Genomic DNA, 16052 nt, shown 5'->3' on the forward strand with positions numbered 1-16052 from the left:
AACGATTTTTATAAAAAAATAAAAATCGTTCGTATATAAGCAACATTATACAATTACTCGACTATTATTCCCACTCAATGGTTGCAGGCGGTTTGCTGGTGATATCGTAAACCACTCGGTTGACATGTGCCACTTCATTGACAATTCTCGTGGAGATCACTTCAAGGACATCCCAAGGAATTCTTGCCCAATCGGAAGTCATTCCATCGATGGATGTAACAGCACGGATACCAATCGTGTAATCGTATGTTCTCGCATCCCCCATAACTCCAACACTGCGGATGTCTGGAAGTACGGTGAAGTACTGCCAGATTTCACGATCAAGTCCTGCCTTCTTGATTTCTTCACGTAAAATCCAATCCGATTCACGAACAATTTCTAGCTTATCTTCAGAAATGGCCCCTAACACCCGAATTCCAAGACCTGGACCAGGGAATGGCTGTCTCCAAACGATATCATCCGGAATACCCAGCTCCGTTCCAAGTGCGCGAACCTCATCCTTAAACAAAGTGCTTAATGGTTCTATCAATGTAAATTGCATGTCTTCCGGCAGACCGCCTACATTGTGGTGAGACTTGATCGTTTGCGCCGTAGCGGTACCACTTTCGATGATATCTGTGTAAAGAGTTCCTTGCGCTAAAAACTCAATTCCTTTAAGCTTTGTCGCCTCATCATCGAATACATAAATAAACTCATTGCCAATGATTTTCCGCTTCTTCTCAGGATCAGAAACGCCTTCAAGCTTGGACATGAATCTTTCTTTGGCATCGACTTTGATGACATTCATATTGAAGCCTTCTGAGAAAGTCTTCATAACACCTTCCGCTTCATTTTTACGAAGCAAACCATGATCAACAAAGATACACGTTAACTGGTCGCCAATTGCTTTATGAATTAAAACTGCAACAACTGATGAGTCTACTCCTCCACTTAATGCACAAAGAACTTTTTTGTCGCCAACAGTCTCGCGAATCTTTGCCATTTCCATTTCGATGAAATTTTCCATGGACCAATCGCCACTACAGTCACACACGTTAAAGACAAAGTTCTTAAGAAGGTCATTTCCATAAACAGAATGCTGTACCTCTGGATGGAACTGAACCGCATAAAGCTTTCTAGCTTCATCACTCATCGCCGCTATTGGACAGGACGGGTTCGTACCGTCAACCGTAAATCCGGCTGGTGCTTCCACCACTAGGTCACCGTGACTCATCCAAATAACTTGCTCATCAGGTAGACCTGCAAACAATGAGGATTGATTTTGAACTGTCAAAGTCGCTTTTCCGTACTCACTATTTTTTGCTTTTTCAACTTTACCATTAAAATGAACGGTCATTAGCTGCATTCCGTAGCAAATCCCAAGAATCGGCAGACCCATTTCAAAGATAGATTCATCACAACGGAAAGAATTTTCATCATACACACTGTTTGGCCCGCCGGAAAAAATAATTCCCTTCGGATTTAAACGGCGGATTTCTTCAGCCGTAATGGTATGCGGGTGAAGCTCACTATATACACCAAATTCACGAATTCGTCGTGTTATCAACTGATTGTATTGACTTCCAAAATCCAAAACAATAACCAAATCATTTTTCCCTGCCAAAACAGCCACCTCAATCTTCTCAAGTTTTTATTAGCTTTTACCATTTTGAAAAAAAATAAAAAAAACTAGAATCTGCCCCCTAAAAATATCAGGAAGGCAGAATTCTAGTTCTCTAGTAAAAAGACTAATAGAAAAAAATCCTGCCTTCATAGTCAGGCCATTTTCGGCGACCCGGTAGAGACTCTCGAACCCTATTTTCGAGGATATATGAAGGAAACGTACCTATTTAGACTAGCTCATGCATTTGTGGATGCAATTGCTAGGCATTGAATTAAATCATATTGTAACAATAGGTCGTTTTTCAGGTCAAGCGATTGTCTTTTTAATTAAATTTTCCCATAATTTATACGACTCTTCCCATGTTCCCTTTGGAAGGTGCTGATGGTACATATATTGCTCATAATAAACCGTTAACCGAGTCATTTCCCTTGTTGAAAAAAACGTATCGATATAACGGGCATAGTTACGAAGGGTTTGATTTTCCTTTCGTTTTAACCCATAGCGATCCAGTTGAGCCAATAAGATTAAATAAGCTTCCCCGATGCTCTCATCCTTCTTCTTAAACCTGTATCTAAGCATGACGACGTATGGAACCCATTTGCCCCGGACTCGGTAAAGAATCCAGACAATGAATGTGAGAATAACAAGAAGGAAAACGCCCATCTTCCAATTGGTCTTAAAAGCGGTAGCTATACTTTTCCACATTTTATTAAAATCAAACGTGCCTTCCGAATCCTTCTTTGTATTCGGCTCATCCTTTTCTTCCTTTTGCGGTTTCTGTGCTAAAGGAGGCGTTGCTCCTGGATTGTTTGCAGAATTCCCTACAGCTTCATAGTTGATAATGATCTCGTTACTAAATCCTTTGGTCGGTTCAAATGGAACCCAGCCTTGGTTCGGAAAGTACACCTCTACCCAAGAGTGGGCATTATTGTTGGTCACCGCATAAACCTGTTCACCTGAACTCTCATCACTATATTGGAGAAAATCACCGCCCGTATATCCTTTTACCCAACGGGTGGGAATCCCCAATGTTCGGAGCATAATCGCCATGGAGGAGGAGAAATTATCGCAGTATCCCCTTTTGGTATCAAATAAGAACTGATCCACATAATCATCGTTTTCACCAGGTACCGCGACATTTTTTTGGTCATAGGAATACTCCGTTTTCCCAAAGTAACTTTCCACGGCTTTTGCCTTTTCAAACCAATTTGATTTTTCCTTCGTGATTTCTTCAGCTAACCCCTTCACTCGATCCGGCAACGCCTCAGGCACCTGCGTATACTTTTTATAAAACTCCGGATTCATCTCATTTGGATTGAAGCTGGTTGTTTTGATTAAGTCAGATGCTTTGTATTTTGGTTTTTCAAATTCCAAGGTAAAGACCTGTGGTGCAGCCGGCCGGTTGTCATTTTTGAAGAAACTAATCCGCTCATTGGTGGTATCAATAAAGAATTTATTCCCATTTGGATCTTGCGGAAGCATTTTCACAATTTTTTTAACACCCGCAGGATACATAATATAGTTGTACTTATAATTGACATGGGCTCTGACAATAACAGATTCCTTAATCGTCTCTACTGTATCTGGATAGGAGAAAACAGGTACTAGGTCTTCTTGACGAAATGAGATGGGGGTTGAGCCAGATGCAAGCCAGCCCTTGCCTGTATAGGTATCCTTTGTCTCCATCTTCCAATACGTTTTACCGTTTGCTTGATATTGAAAGGCCGGGCTACTGTCACCAATAAACGGTCCGCCTAATACCGAATCATCCGTGCCATAGCCTATACGGTGAATCCCACCTGCACTTTCCTTCTTATCCTTATCATTATTTGCTGTCAGATACGGAACAGGATCCGGCCAAATAGGAGCCGCCTTTGGAGCCGCAATTCCCACGAGCACACTAACAGCAATCATAACGGCCAGCGGTGCCATCCATTTGCGAACAAAAGAGGGATGATAAGAGACATTTTCCCTATGGATGATTCGTGAAAAGGTTAGCATCCCCATCACTGCAAATCCTGCCACGACCGTGCGAACAATGGCTATTTTTGCACTATAAGGTGTGAACGTGTCTAGTACGGTGATATACACCAGAGTCATAAAGAAAAAGATAAAAATTCTCTGCCTGTTTAACAACCAATAATGGATTAAGTAAACCATTAGCCATAGCAATACAAAAAACAACAGTGTTCGAAATTCATTGGTGATTTCACTCCATTGGCGGGTAAAAAGCAGACCGATATTATGAGCAATATCACCGAAAAAGCTCATCACCCAGCTTGCCTGGAAGAATCCTTCTTCATAATGTAATTGGTTGATAGAAAATAAAATATAGACAATCTTAATCAGAAACTGCCAGATCCACTTCAGATTCAAATAGGAGATTACAAAAGAAACCAACAGAAAAACAATAAACATTTCTATATTATCCGTGTTGGTTAATTTCTCCATCGGCCTAAGCCATTCCCACAGAAGTAAAAACCCTAACATGTTTAATAAAAACGAAGGAATATCCCTTTTCATTTATCGCGTCACCTCCGAAAAAACAGCAGCAAAATTACCTTCATGAACGAGTACAATGCGAATACCTCGTGCATTCGCGACGGCAATAAGCGAGCGTTCCTCATCTGTTGGTGACTCTTTTAGACCCTTAATAAGAAAAAGCGTAATTGAACCTTTTCTTTGTCCAAGAAAACTTGCCTTTTCAATGAGTGGTTTAGTTAATTGCGCCGTAACCAGCATAAACGAAACCATTTGTTGAATAAAAAACGCTTCTTTCTCTAACACTTTTTCAAAGGAACGTAAGCTTTTTGCTTCTATTTTAGCTAAATGATAAAAAAGCTGCTGTAGATGCTGCTCTCCCCCTCGAATAGGAAATGTGGCTCGCTCCTTGCTATAGGTTAACAGCCCCGTCTGCGCTCCTTTTTTTAGAACGGCACGTAGAAGAGATGCTGTAAAGGAAACGACCGGTTCAAAGCGTTGATCTGGCACACAATCCATGATAACGAATACGTCATGTGACTGCCGCTGTTCGAACTCCTTTGTCATGATCTCATTTCGTTTAGCGGAGGCTTTCCAGTTAATCCAAGAGAAACGATCTCCCGGCTGATAGTCCCTTACACCCACTGCCATGGAGGTATCGCGCTGGACCCGCTCCCGTGATGCGGTCAATCCTTGATCATATTGGTTTTCAAACGGTCGGTACAATAGCTCTGTATAAGCAGGATAGACTACGATTTTCCCTTCAGACGCAAACGTTTTTTCCTTTTCAAATAATCCAAGCGGGTCACCAATTCTCAGTGTAAAGGATTGAAAGAAATGCTCCCCCCTCGGGAGTTTAGTAATCGTATATTGATACGAAAATTCCCTTTTTAATCCGGGAAAAACAAGTGCCTTCGGAGAACTAATCTTTTCTGTATATTTTAATGCATCAGTTAAATGGTCTTCGACAAGCAAATAAAATAGTGGAAACGAGTTTCTCCTTTTGATCGTGACGGTCACCTTCAAGGGTTCCCCTGCATTATAATCTGACTTTGGTAAAACCCGTGTGACCTCAAGCTCATTTAAGGAATAGAAAGAGAGTACGACACAATAAATAGAAAATGGCAGAAAGCTGTAAAATAAAAACCAGCTAACAAACCCTCCCTGAAACATCGCGTACGAAAAGGTGAGGCAGATTAAAAAAAGCAATAGGATAAATCTCCATATTTTTTTAAATGGATTCCACAACTTTTTCATCCTACTTCACAAGCCTTTGTACCGGTACAGGAACTCTTGCAACCACCCGGTTCACCACTTCTTCCGCAGAAATCCCTTCGAATTTTGCTTCTGACTTTAAGATAATCCGGTGAGATAAGACAAATGGAGCTAAATATTGAATATCATCTGGTAACACATAATCACGGCCAAACATATATGCATAGGCTTGGGCTGCTTTCATAAGGGCAATCGATCCCCTCGGGCTTGCACCAAGGTACACACTTCCATGTCCCCTCGTCCGATTGACGATATCAACAATATAACGCTTGATACTATCATCAACGAACACGTCTTTGATTTCTCTTTGTAAATTGAGCAGACCTTCAAGGTCGACAACTGGATAGAGATCCTCAATCGGCGGTACCTTTTGCGCTCGATTCAATACTTCAATTTCCTCGTGCAACTCCGGATAACCCATCTTCATTTTTAATAGAAAGCGGTCGAGCTGCGCTTCCGGAAGTGGATACGTTCCTTCATATTCAATCGGATTTTGTGTCGCCATAACGAAGAATGGCTTTTTCAGTTTATGTGTTACCCCATCAATGGTAACGCTCGCTTCCTCCATCCCCTCTAACAAGGCAGACTGAGTCTTCGGTGATGTCCGGTTGATTTCATCCGCTAAAATAATGTTACCCATTAATGGACCTGGGCGAAATTGGAATTCCATTTCTTTCGGGTTATAAATCGAAACGCCCGTTACATCCGATGGCAATAAGTCCGGGGTAAATTGAATTCGTCGAAAGTTAGCATTTACCGATTTGGCAAGTGCTCGAACCATCATCGTCTTCCCTACACCTGGAACGTCTTCTAATAACACGTGTCCTTCTGCCAGTAAGGCAACAAGGCTGAGCTCCGCCACATTTCTTTTTCCAATCATAACCTTTTCAATGTTTGCTAGTATTTTCTCTATAGTGGGATTCATTTGTTCTAATGACAAGTTGACTCCTCCTTATCTAATCGACCATTTATCATTATGTATTCTCTATATTTTGGAAATCTCCTGTAAATAAAGTCACACAATATTCAAAAACTGCATAATTATTAGACGAAAAAGATGGAGAAAACGTTTCATAATTGCTATTCCATCTTTATTTAGACAGCATAAAAAGGCCACGGGTGACCCGTAACCTTTTTCGTCAAACCTTTAATTAGGAAACACGAAAACGTTGAATAATACAAATTTCCCCAGGAACAGGTACATCTGCAGTGCCACCAGATACAGTAATTGCATCGAAACGGGAAACGGTAAATGTAACACATCCCCCAGCCGGAATCATTACCGTCCGAACCGGCGTTCCACCTGTTCCGCCACTAGAAACTCCCCTTAGAAATGTGACCGTTAAAGTTGCTGTTCCACAGTTTTTAATCGAACCGGAAGCTACAATATCACATCCAACAGAGAGATCCCCTGTGAAAATAGTTGTAGTTCCTGCTGCCGACACAAAATCACAGCACAGTTTATCTGTGATGAATTTCTTTTCGGGACAGCAAGTAAAACAGCATGGATTGATGTCACCACGATTATCATGTTTTTTCATACACATATTTAAAAACCTCCATTATTTTTTTGAAGACATTACGGGATATTTACTCAAGATAGAATGGGTTTTCCAACGATATGACAGGAAGATAGTTTCCTATAATTCGGAAAGATTATAAAGATAACTATCGATTTGTCTCAATAGTCTTTTAGAGCGAAAATGATTTTATTTGATTTTACGAACCCCTATTCAGGAAACTGGAAAACGCTGAACAATGCAAAGTTCGCCAGTGCTTGGAGCACCCGGAGAAGCTACGATAATAGCATCAAAACGTGAAACCGTAAAGGTAGCACAACCCCCAGCAGGAATAACTAATGTACGTACATCTGTTCCACCTGTACCATTTGCAGCAACCCCTCTTAAAAATACAACACCAAGGATATCTGTTCCGCAGTTTTTAATGGATCCGGATGCAACTAAGTTACAGCTAGTAGACGGATCTGCTGTAAAAATAGTATTGGCAGTTTCACGAGTTGTTCCAGTTACTGTAAACTCACAGCAAAGTTTATCTGTAATGAATTCCTTTTCCTCACAGCAACTAAAGCAGCAAGGATTGATGTTCTCGTGGTGATCATGATTTTTCATACACATTATTTAACCTCCTAAAAATTTTTGAAAAACCCTTTTAAATTGAACTTTCCGAATTCAATTCCTTGTCCCTACTATTATTAAATGCAGACAAGCAATTTTGGTTAATAGTTAACCGCACATTTTTCAAGATGAGATATTAAAGAATGTGCAGTAAAACTTCTGAAGAAAAATAGGCAATATCACTCTCAGAATAGGATAAGTTTCCATATGATATGAGAAGAAGGAACTTGTCAGTAAAGGAGAAGGAAAATAATGGGTGAATACCACGATGATAGTAGTTGTATAAAAAGAACGTTAGAAAGAATACTTGAAGCACAAAGAAACGTAAAAAATAAAAATGATGATTCCTGCAGAACATCATGTCTTCGTTCACTTGGTGAAAGAAGACATTCAAATAATACAATCCCTTTTATCTTATTTTGTAATTGTCAACCATTAAAAGTCGAAGGGGTAACAACCTGTTTTGATGAACATTCGCAAAAGGAAAAGTTTGTTTGTTTTTTGACATTTGTTTTCAAAATAATTGACATAAAAGGTGACTGTGTAGTTTTGGAATTATTAAAATTTAAAAAGCATAATAAGTGTGTGCCAAATAGCCATAATCATATTTGTTCGCCATGCTGTCAGTTTGATTGTGAGGATGTAGACGATTTGATTGCAACAGGTGTGTGCGTCACTTTTGAAATTTCAAGTTTCAATGGTATCCATTGCTTAGCTCCTGTTTGCATTTAGAAACTGTTAATTTAATAAAAAAAGGGGTGATATTAAAAATAATCACCCCTTTTTGGCAAGCAAATTTAACAAAAAAACCACTCCTCGTTTTATTAGAGAAGTGGTTTTTGCTATTCATTTGTTATTTTACATCGTTCTATTATTCTCCTACTATTTTCGCATTCTTTAGCATCTCGTCAGTTAAAGTGATTCCTTCCTCCTGAGCTGCCTTTTTATTGATGTACAACTCCAGCTTTTCAGGGAAACCGACAGGAATCTCACTTGGTTTCTTCCCTTTGAGAATTTCAACGGCCATTTTACCCGTACTATAGCCAAGATCATGGTAGTCAAAGCCATAAGAGGCAAAGGTTCCGCGTTTCACAGAATCCCCTTCCCCAACAAAGGTTGGAATATTCTTAGCATTGGCCACAGTAATCACCGATTCTAGGGCAGCTACAACCGTATTATCCTTTGGAATGTATAATACATCTGCACGTCCTACCATGGACTCGGCTGCCTGCTTTACTTCGGAACTAGTTGTAATGGTGGTTTCCACCGCTTCCAGCCCTGCTGCCTCCAACGCTTTCTTGGCATTCTTCACATTTACAACCGAGTTAGGTTCACCGTTGTTATAAATGATGCCTACTTTCTTTGCATTAGGAATGAACGTTTTAATCGCTTCAATTGTATTCTTAATCGCATCGGGGTGCGTATCAGATGTGCCTGTTGCATTCCCTCCTGGCTTATCAAGGCTTTGGACAAGTTGAGCTCCAACCGGATCCGTAATCGCCGTAAATAAGATTGGAATATCCTTTGTCGACTTGACCACCGCCTGCGCGCTAGCAGTAGCAATTGCTAAAATAAGATCATTTTTGTCCGCGACTAGGTTTTGGGCAATGGACATGTTATTGTTCATGTCCCCCTGGGCGTTTTGGTAATCAAGCTTCAAGTTCTTTCCTTCTACATAGCCGGCATCTTTGAGAGCAGCGATAAACCCTTCTCGTGCCGCATCAAGTGACGGGTGTTCGACAATTTGTGTAATACCTATTTTTACGACTTTCTCTTTTTTCTCTCCACTTGTCTCCTTACTACCCGCTCCGCAGGCAGAAAGCAATAATAGCATTGCAGATAATAATAGAACTAGACTCTTCTTCATCCCCTTTTTCCCCCTTTAAAAATCTTTATGCACTCTTTCGCTGTATTAATAATAGTTGGATTTTAACACAGCAAAGCGTTGTAGCACAACTATATTTTCAGAATATACAAACATATTAAAAAAATTAACATTCATCTAAAAATCTTCCATTATCTTTGAAAACGATTTCAACTATAATGAAACATGTATTTTTGGAGAAAGGGGGTTACGGAGGTTACTTGCTTCACAAAAGACAGTTGAAAGGTGGTAATAATAGTTGAAGAGATTTAAAGAAAGTATTTCGATCTTCCTTGTACTTCTACTTGTATTTGGGCAAACAGGTGCGGTCACCTATGCGGAAACGCAATCTACTGCACCAGCATCTCCAGTAAACTTAAATACTGCCAAAACACAATGGAAATTAAATGTTTCGAAGAACCCAAGAGACATCACACGCCCTTATCTTGTTGCCTTATGAAAATATTGTAACTTGAAGCTTACAGGAATTAGTTAATTATTAAAAATTATAAATATTCTATCTATTATGATAAAATATTTATATTAATTCATTAGGAGGCAAACCAATGAAAAAAAATAAGTTAGTGATTGTAGGAGTGGGCCATGTTGGCTCTTATGTTCTTGCGGATGCCATGAAATTAGGATTATTTGCGGAAATAGCTGTCATTGATATAGATAAGGATGTTGCTTATGGCGAAGCTCTTGACCAAGAACATGCTACCGCTCTTACATATATGTCAAATACAACCGTACGTGCTGGAGATTATTCCGAATGTTCGGATGCAGATGTGATTATATGTGCTGCTGGTCCGAGTATGATAAAAAATGACAAAGATGCGATGCCGGACAGGGCACAATTAGCTGTTGTCAATTCAGTTGTAATTCGTGAAGTCATGACTGGAATCACTAAATATACGAAAAACGCAGTCATTATTATGATAACAAATCCTTTAGATACAATGGTGTACATAGCAGAAAATGAATTCAGCTATCCGAAAGGACGTATATTTGGAACCGGAACTATGTTGGATTCCGCACGTCTTCGTAAAATAATTGCAACTAATTATGACATAGATCCAAAAAGTGTGGCAGGTTATATGATGGGCGAACACGGACATACAGCTTTCCCAGTATTAAGCCGCTTAAGCGTGCAAGGATTTGGTGAAAAAGAATTAGACCAAGTTCTTCAAGGAAAAGAACCATTAAGTCGGGAAAGTATTAAACAACAAGTTGTAAAGGCAGCATTTGATGTGCTAAATGGAAAAGGGTGGACAAATGCAGGTGTTGCCCAAGCTGCTGTTACATTAGCAAAGACAGTTATGCTTGATGAACGCAGTGTTTATCCTGTATGTACAACACTGCACGGACAATATGGATATTATGGAGATGTAGCATTAAGTATGCCATGCGTCATCGGCAGAAGTGGCGTAGAAAAACAATTAGAGATTGCTCTCGATGATCAAGAACTTGAATGGTTGCATCAATCAGCGGAATATATAAAAGAAACGATGAAAGTAGCAAAGACAGGTAAGAATTCATCATTAAATCTGAAATCGTAGGTCTGTATAATTATATTTGCAACTTACATTTTTTTAGGCGAACAGGAATTGTACTGTTCGTCTTTTAATTTTTTGAGAGGCTACTTGCCTCTCTCAACGTAACGCAAGAAATAAAAAAGAAGCCTCCCAAAAGTTTACTCAACTTATGAGAAGCCTTCGTTAAAATATTCAAAATGTTATCATTTCACTCTCTTACTTTAAAAACCTAGATCAAGGCTTCAAGAGCGTTATTACATCATGCCGCCCATTCATTTTCGTAATTAATAGAAGAAAATCTGTTACAAAAAAATCGCTATAAATCAACATTTTGCTAGTTTTAATTTTATTAACCTGAAATAGTTTATAAACAAGTCGAGGACAAACCCGAGGACACAAAAAACAATTATAAAAGTTTTCTATTCTGAGAGGGCTTTGCTTATTTAACATAATTTTCAATATAGTCCTTGAATTCTAAAATTAAATTTTATACGTATAGAGATTTCATTTCCTATATTACTTATAGTTTTTATATTATTAATGTGCTGTTTAATTATTGTTCATCATATCTTAAGAAATCCTTGGCAGCTGCCACCTTCTGTTTACTATGAATCTATATCGTTTTGTTGCCTTAGTGCATCTATTTACTGGTCAGTTTTTTCCATTTAAACATATTTGTAATCCCAGTGGATATTCATGGTATCCTCCCTTTTATGATTTTGGACAGGAAGATTTACAAAAAGAACAACCATCTTTGGTTGCTCTTTTTGTAAATTATCAAATTATCTTACTGCTACTGCAGATTTTTCAGCAATTAAATCTTCTAATCTTTCTTTTTGGCTTACAAGTTCCTCCATTGTTAGTTCTGCTCTTGGCGCTTGAAAACTCAATGCAGGTACATTATTTTGAATTAAACTCTTTAATTGTCCATTATTTTGCTCGTACAAGCGATAGCCTACCGCTCCTACCACAGTTCCTGAAACAAATCCCATTAAAAAATCTCTGTTAAAAGCCATTAAAATCTCTCCCTCTACTCTAAATATTATATTTAAAGAAATCTTCGACTTCTTCTCATATCATGGAAAATTTCTAGAGCATTTACTGCCCAAGTAAACATTGCAACTTGTAAAATATTATTTGTTCCTAGGGAGAACATACTGATCATCCCTGTTAATACATCTGGATGCCTTAACTTATTTTCACCATGTGAGAGAACCGTGTAGGCAGTAGAAATGACAGCAGCATATTCAAAAATATTGGGACTTGGCCCAACTCCTTTTCGCAAATAAGCAATCAGTAAGAGAAATCCAGTACATAAGGAGCGGAGGAAATCCTTTCTACTATCTGGCTTAACCTGGACCATAAACCGATCAAGCGGATCAAATTGAGTCTGCTTAAAAAACAGGGATATGTAACGGAGGATTACACTCCTGTTAACAATCTTCGGTTCGTACTCAATCATCATAGACTGTATAATTGGTTCTATTCTCACTTTCTTAACGCCTTTTAATGCGGAAAACATTTTTTCAATATTTATATAATCAGTTTTATCCGATAATGCTTGAACAACGAGACGTACCCTTCCGGGAATACTGTGGGCGATTCGATAATTAGCTTCCACTCCAATTTCCCCCTAATAAAATAATCTTCCCACTATTGATTACAACGGCAATGGTCGCAGCATTATGAATAGCGGCTCCCACAACAGGTGATATAAAACCTAGTGTCCCTAGTAGAATGGCACCGCTATTAACAAGTACAGTGACAATGATATTTTGGTATATTAACTTCATCGTTCTTTGAGATAATTTAATTACCTTTGCTAGAGCCAAGGGGTCATCTGCTGTAACAATTACATCTGCAGTTTCTACTGCGATATCTGTACGTTTTGTGCCTAGTGTAACCCCTACATTAGCATATGCAAGAGCAGGTGCATCATTTATTCCATCTCCCACCATCATTAAGTGGTCCGTTTTATTTTTATAATTCAAAACAAACTTTGCTTTATCTTCAGGGAGAGCTTCTGCAACAAACGAATCCATCCCAAGCTGATTGGCTATCTTTTTCGCTGGATGATAAAGATCTCCAGTTAACATAATAATTTCATCTACACCGGATCTTCTTAACTGATTAATGCTCTTTTTCATTCCGTCTCTAACCTTATCTTCTAAAACAATGATACCGATAAGTTTCTGATTATACGCAACATAAACCATATTTTCATCTGGATTAACTTGACTGCTACTATCTCCAAGTCGACCTAGAGGAATTCTCCAATCAGATAAGAATCTCTTGCTACCGACGAGAACGTTTTTTTGACCAACTGAGACCTTAATACCCTTTCCAACTACCATTTCTAGTTCATCATGGTGAGGAATAGGAAGATTTAACTCATTTGCTTTGTTACAAATGGCTTCTGCAATCGGGTGTGAGGAATGTACTTCAGCAGAAGCTGCGAGGCTTAACACTTCATCCTCTGGCATTTCAGCAAGTGAAATAATCTTGGTTACTATGGCTCTTCCTTCGGTAATAGTCCCTGTTTTATCTAAAATAACCGTATCGATTTGCGCCAATTTCTCGATTGTTTGACCACCTTTTAACAGAATTCCATTCTTTGCAGCTAATCCGATAGATGACGAAATAGCTGTAGCTGTAGACAGTTTTAAACCACAAACATAATCAATAACCAGCATATTTAATACTTTATTCCAATCTCTTGTAACAAGATAAACTAACCCTGCTAAGGCAAATGAAAGTGGTACAAGTTTTTCGGTTAAGCGATTAGTAATAGATTGGATGGGCGCTTGTTTTGTTTGGGCATCTTCAATTAAATGGATCATTCTCGCAATGGCTGTGTCGTCTCCAGCCTTTTCTACTAAAATCTTGAAGTTTCCTTCAACGATAACGCATCCAGCGAAAACCAGGTCACCCTTTGACAGCTCTTTGGGAAGATACTCACCTGTAATCGATGATTCATCTACAACTCCTGTTCCATCAATGATTTTCCCGTCTACTACAACCTTTTCACCTTGGAAAACAACAACCTGGTCGCCTGCTTTTACTTGATCGACTGAGACCTTTACTTCATGGCCTAATTCATCTACTCTCCAGACAGAATCTGCTTTGACACTCAACATGTCTCTCACATAATTTCTTGTTTTATATGCCGTGAAATCGGTTAACCACTCACTAATGGTCGACATTAAATAGATAATGAGAGCTGATTTTGGATTTCCTTTTATGATAGATGCAAGTAAAGCTGCTGTCGTTAGTGTGTCTGCACTAGGTTTTCCAGTGGTTAATAACGATAAAAATCCTTTTTTGATAATACTGTACGATGAAAACAATACCGCTATGGAGGTTGGTCTAACTAGCTGAATCATTCCTTGAGTTGGAACAGGAGAGGATTTTACTACTTCAAAGACAAACGCACTAACACATGTAAGTAGTTCAATAATCGGAAACCTTGCTTTGGCGGGTGTGGGTGTAGTACCCGTCGTGGGTTTCGTATTTTTCTGAAAAAGATCAGTCCATGACCGCTGTGAATCATGATAGAGAAGCACTGACCCTGTTTCTTTGGTATAGGAGGCGGAATAAATAGATCGATTGGAACGGAAAAACGCTTCAATCTCCTTTTCATTTCCGTTTTTTAATCCTAACTTTAATCTTGTCCTTCCTGGTAAGGAATGGATTAAAGAAAGCTCGAATTCCATAGTCCTATCCTTTCCCTTTCGTAATGATAGTATATGACCAATAGAGCAAACTACTTGAAAAAGCCGGATTTGCAGATATACCTACTGTTCCGTAGATAAGGAGAAATAATGATAGCAATGAATCGATGTCTGCCTTGCCAGATGTTCTTTTCTTTATTAGACCATCTACGGAGGAAACGGTATTTTTCATTGTTTTCATAAGTTGCGCCTCTACATGTGGAAAGGCATTTACTGAGGTGTTAACAGCAAGCTTAACTAACTCGTCAAATTGCTCGGTGGTAAGACTAGGAACAAAAAACTCAATTAATAGACTCCCGGTAATAGGAGATGCACTTACATGTTTAACAATTCCAAGGTGTGAAAAGGTCTGTTCGAGATGCGCTGCCACGACCGGGTCTTTCCAGCGATCGCATTTAAGCCTTACTCTGCCAGGCATGGCATGAACAACTTCTACCTTTTGATCATTAATTTGGGATAAAATTTTAGGAGCTAATAGGGAAGCACCTAAACCTACTAGTGAAGAAATCATACTTTCTCTCCTTCTACTGGATAACGCTTACAGATATCCTTTCAATTTGTTCCACCCATTGTTCAAGCTGCTTGACATTGTCAACCGGACTACTATCATAGGAAATTAATAAACTACCTGTTTCAGGTGTGTATTGAATAGAATGAATTCTAGACTCCCCTTTAAAGTGACTAATTAATTGACCAACGGTATTGGGGTTATGCTTCCACAAAGTAGACTTTAGCCGAATTCTTCCGGGAATATAATGGGCAATTTCAATTGAGTGTCTATTCAGGATTTTATTTACCCTCGTAACCAGCATAAGCTCTTTTACTTTATTCAACATACACTCAAACTCCTGAAAAATAATTTAATAAAATATATATATGAGCGAACATGATCCTTAATGTTTACTGTTTAATATAGTGTTGCCCTGAGGCAAGTTTAAATCAATGATAATAGGAAATGGCATTAATGTAAACAAATATATGGATTTTATGGTAATTTTTTACTACAAAAAAGAATAGACTAGGTATTTATTACCTAATCTCAGCATTTTTTATGCCACTCATATAAGTTCTAATTTTTGCTATGGCATTTCCACTTAGATGGTATTTAATACATGAAATTTCGTGCGGAATATGTTTCTGATCCATTCCTATAAGCTGAAAAAAGGCTTCTAAAACTTGATAGTCGTATGCTAACTTTTCCCCTTTGATCATACCTTTTTCTGTCATTTGAATCTTTCCATACCGTTTGTATTCCAGGTATTCTTCATCACTTAGCTTTCGGACCATTTTGGTTACGGAAGATACAGATACATTTAAAGAAATGGCAATATTGGTAACACTACTATACCCTTGCTTTACGACATCGTAATAAATCTTCTCTAGATATTTCTCATTACGTGGTAATGCCATCTCAACATCCCCTTAATA

At 38.7% G+C, this 16052-nt stretch carries 16 protein-coding genes and 1 riboswitch; of the genes, 3 read left to right on the plus strand and 13 right to left on the minus strand.

What is annotated here, in order from left to right:
* Positions 1–64: 64 nt before the first annotated feature.
* The 6 genes from guaA to AA0X95_RS00810 all read right to left on the minus strand — a co-directional run bounded on the left by guaA (position 65) and on the right by AA0X95_RS00810 (position 7494).
* Positions 65–1603: a glutamine-hydrolyzing GMP synthase gene (guaA, locus tag AA0X95_RS00785; RefSeq protein WP_413304341.1), complete on the minus strand. Its 1539-nt coding sequence runs from the start codon at positions 1601–1603 to the stop codon at positions 65–67.
* A 129-nt stretch (positions 1604–1732) separates the two neighbouring features.
* Positions 1733–1834: riboswitch (purine riboswitch) on the minus strand.
* Positions 1835–1909: 75 nt separating this feature from the next.
* Positions 1910–4126, minus strand: coding sequence for a DUF3488 and DUF4129 domain-containing transglutaminase family protein (locus AA0X95_RS00790; RefSeq protein ID WP_413304344.1), 2217 nt, complete (start codon positions 4124–4126; stop codon positions 1910–1912).
* Entirely contained in the window at positions 4127–5293 is a 1167-nt protein-coding gene (locus AA0X95_RS00795) for a DUF58 domain-containing protein (protein ID WP_413304347.1), read from the minus strand.
* A gap of 49 nt (positions 5294–5342) precedes the next feature.
* Complete coding sequence (locus AA0X95_RS00800; protein WP_413309784.1) at positions 5343–6284, minus strand: AAA family ATPase; 942 nt, start codon at positions 6282–6284, stop codon at positions 5343–5345.
* Positions 6285–6510: 226 nt separating this feature from the next.
* The gene (locus tag AA0X95_RS00805) at positions 6511–6906 is read right to left on the minus strand and encodes an S-Ena type endospore appendage (RefSeq protein ID WP_413304350.1); all 396 of its coding nucleotides are present in this window, start codon (positions 6904–6906) and stop codon (positions 6511–6513) included.
* A gap of 186 nt (positions 6907–7092) precedes the next feature.
* On the minus strand, positions 7093–7494 hold the full coding sequence (locus AA0X95_RS00810) for an S-Ena type endospore appendage (RefSeq protein WP_413304353.1): 402 nt from the start codon (positions 7492–7494) through the stop codon (positions 7093–7095).
* Positions 7495–7746: 252 nt separating this feature from the next.
* Between AA0X95_RS00810 and AA0X95_RS00815 the strand changes: the two genes are divergently transcribed.
* On the plus strand, positions 7747–8226 hold the full coding sequence (locus tag AA0X95_RS00815; RefSeq protein WP_413304356.1) for a CotY/CotZ family spore coat protein: 480 nt from the start codon (positions 7747–7749) through the stop codon (positions 8224–8226).
* 139 nt (positions 8227–8365) lie between these two features.
* Here the strand turns inward: AA0X95_RS00815 and AA0X95_RS00820 are convergent, their stop codons facing one another.
* Positions 8366–9361, minus strand: coding sequence for an ABC transporter substrate-binding protein (locus AA0X95_RS00820; RefSeq protein WP_413304359.1), 996 nt, complete (start codon positions 9359–9361; stop codon positions 8366–8368).
* Positions 9362–9617: 256 nt separating this feature from the next.
* On the opposite strand from AA0X95_RS00820, the gene AA0X95_RS00825 reads away from it, so the two are divergent.
* Together AA0X95_RS00825 and AA0X95_RS00830 are read left to right on the plus strand one after the other, a co-directional pair.
* Positions 9618–9818 (plus strand): hypothetical protein, encoded by a 201-nt coding sequence (locus AA0X95_RS00825; protein ID WP_413304361.1) that lies wholly within the window; start codon positions 9618–9620, stop codon positions 9816–9818.
* A gap of 106 nt (positions 9819–9924) precedes the next feature.
* Positions 9925–10917 carry an L-lactate dehydrogenase gene (locus AA0X95_RS00830; RefSeq protein WP_413304364.1) on the plus strand — a complete coding sequence of 331 codons (993 nt, stop codon included), beginning with the start codon at positions 9925–9927 and terminating at the stop codon, positions 10915–10917.
* 758 nt (positions 10918–11675) lie between these two features.
* Here AA0X95_RS00830 and AA0X95_RS00835 read toward each other — a convergent pair.
* The 6 genes from AA0X95_RS00835 to AA0X95_RS00860 all read right to left on the minus strand — a co-directional run bounded on the left by AA0X95_RS00835 (position 11676) and on the right by AA0X95_RS00860 (position 16034).
* Positions 11676–11909 (minus strand): hypothetical protein, encoded by a 234-nt coding sequence (locus AA0X95_RS00835; RefSeq protein WP_413304366.1) that lies wholly within the window; start codon positions 11907–11909, stop codon positions 11676–11678.
* Between the two features lie 32 nt (positions 11910–11941).
* Positions 11942–12514, minus strand: coding sequence for an HMA2 domain-containing protein (locus tag AA0X95_RS00840; RefSeq protein WP_413304369.1), 573 nt, complete (start codon positions 12512–12514; stop codon positions 11942–11944).
* Positions 12504–14606: a heavy metal translocating P-type ATPase gene (locus tag AA0X95_RS00845; protein WP_413304372.1), complete on the minus strand. Its 2103-nt coding sequence runs from the start codon at positions 14604–14606 to the stop codon at positions 12504–12506. Before AA0X95_RS00845 ends, AA0X95_RS00840 begins: the two co-directional genes overlap by 11 nt.
* Before the next feature lie 4 nt (positions 14607–14610).
* Positions 14611–15135, minus strand: coding sequence for an HMA2 domain-containing protein (locus AA0X95_RS00850; protein ID WP_413304375.1), 525 nt, complete (start codon positions 15133–15135; stop codon positions 14611–14613).
* Between the two features lie 13 nt (positions 15136–15148).
* Complete coding sequence (locus AA0X95_RS00855; RefSeq protein WP_413304378.1) at positions 15149–15460, minus strand: HMA2 domain-containing protein; 312 nt, start codon at positions 15458–15460, stop codon at positions 15149–15151.
* Positions 15461–15653: 193 nt separating this feature from the next.
* Positions 15654–16034, minus strand: a complete 381-nt coding sequence (locus tag AA0X95_RS00860; protein WP_413304380.1) for a transcriptional regulator MntR — start codon at positions 16032–16034, stop codon at positions 15654–15656.
* Between the last annotated feature and the right edge of the window lie 18 nt (positions 16035–16052).

The sequence above is a fragment of the Neobacillus phoenicis genome (assembly GCF_047302305.1).
Classification (GTDB): domain Bacteria; phylum Bacillota; class Bacilli; order Bacillales; family Cytobacillaceae; genus Neobacillus.

Excerpts from the sequence above, each read along its gene's own strand:
- AA0X95_RS00790 (WP_413304344.1), bottom strand. The coding sequence starts at position 4,126 with ATGAAAAGGGATATTCCTTCGTTTTTATTAAACATGTTAGGGTTTTTA.
- AA0X95_RS00800 (WP_413309784.1), bottom strand. The coding sequence starts at position 6,284 with ATGAATCCCACTATAGAGAAAATACTAGCAAACATTGAAAAGGTTATG.
- AA0X95_RS00805 (WP_413304350.1), bottom strand. The coding sequence starts at position 6,906 with ATGTGTATGAAAAAACATGATAATCGTGGTGACATCAATCCATGCTGT.
- AA0X95_RS00810 (WP_413304353.1), bottom strand. The coding sequence starts at position 7,494 with ATGTGTATGAAAAATCATGATCACCACGAGAACATCAATCCTTGCTGC.
- AA0X95_RS00815 (WP_413304356.1), top strand. The coding sequence starts at position 7,747 with ATGGGTGAATACCACGATGATAGTAGTTGTATAAAAAGAACGTTAGAA.
- AA0X95_RS00820 (WP_413304359.1), bottom strand. The coding sequence starts at position 9,361 with ATGAAGAAGAGTCTAGTTCTATTATTATCTGCAATGCTATTATTGCTT.
- AA0X95_RS00830 (WP_413304364.1), top strand. The coding sequence starts at position 9,925 with ATGAAAAAAAATAAGTTAGTGATTGTAGGAGTGGGCCATGTTGGCTCT.
- AA0X95_RS00835 (WP_413304366.1), bottom strand. The coding sequence starts at position 11,909 with ATGGCTTTTAACAGAGATTTTTTAATGGGATTTGTTTCAGGAACTGTG.
- AA0X95_RS00845 (WP_413304372.1), bottom strand. The coding sequence starts at position 14,606 with ATGGAATTCGAGCTTTCTTTAATCCATTCCTTACCAGGAAGGACAAGA.
- AA0X95_RS00850 (WP_413304375.1), bottom strand. The coding sequence starts at position 15,135 with ATGATTTCTTCACTAGTAGGTTTAGGTGCTTCCCTATTAGCTCCTAAA.
- AA0X95_RS00855 (WP_413304378.1), bottom strand. The coding sequence starts at position 15,460 with ATGTTGAATAAAGTAAAAGAGCTTATGCTGGTTACGAGGGTAAATAAA.
- AA0X95_RS00860 (WP_413304380.1), bottom strand. The coding sequence starts at position 16,034 with ATGGCATTACCACGTAATGAGAAATATCTAGAGAAGATTTATTACGAT.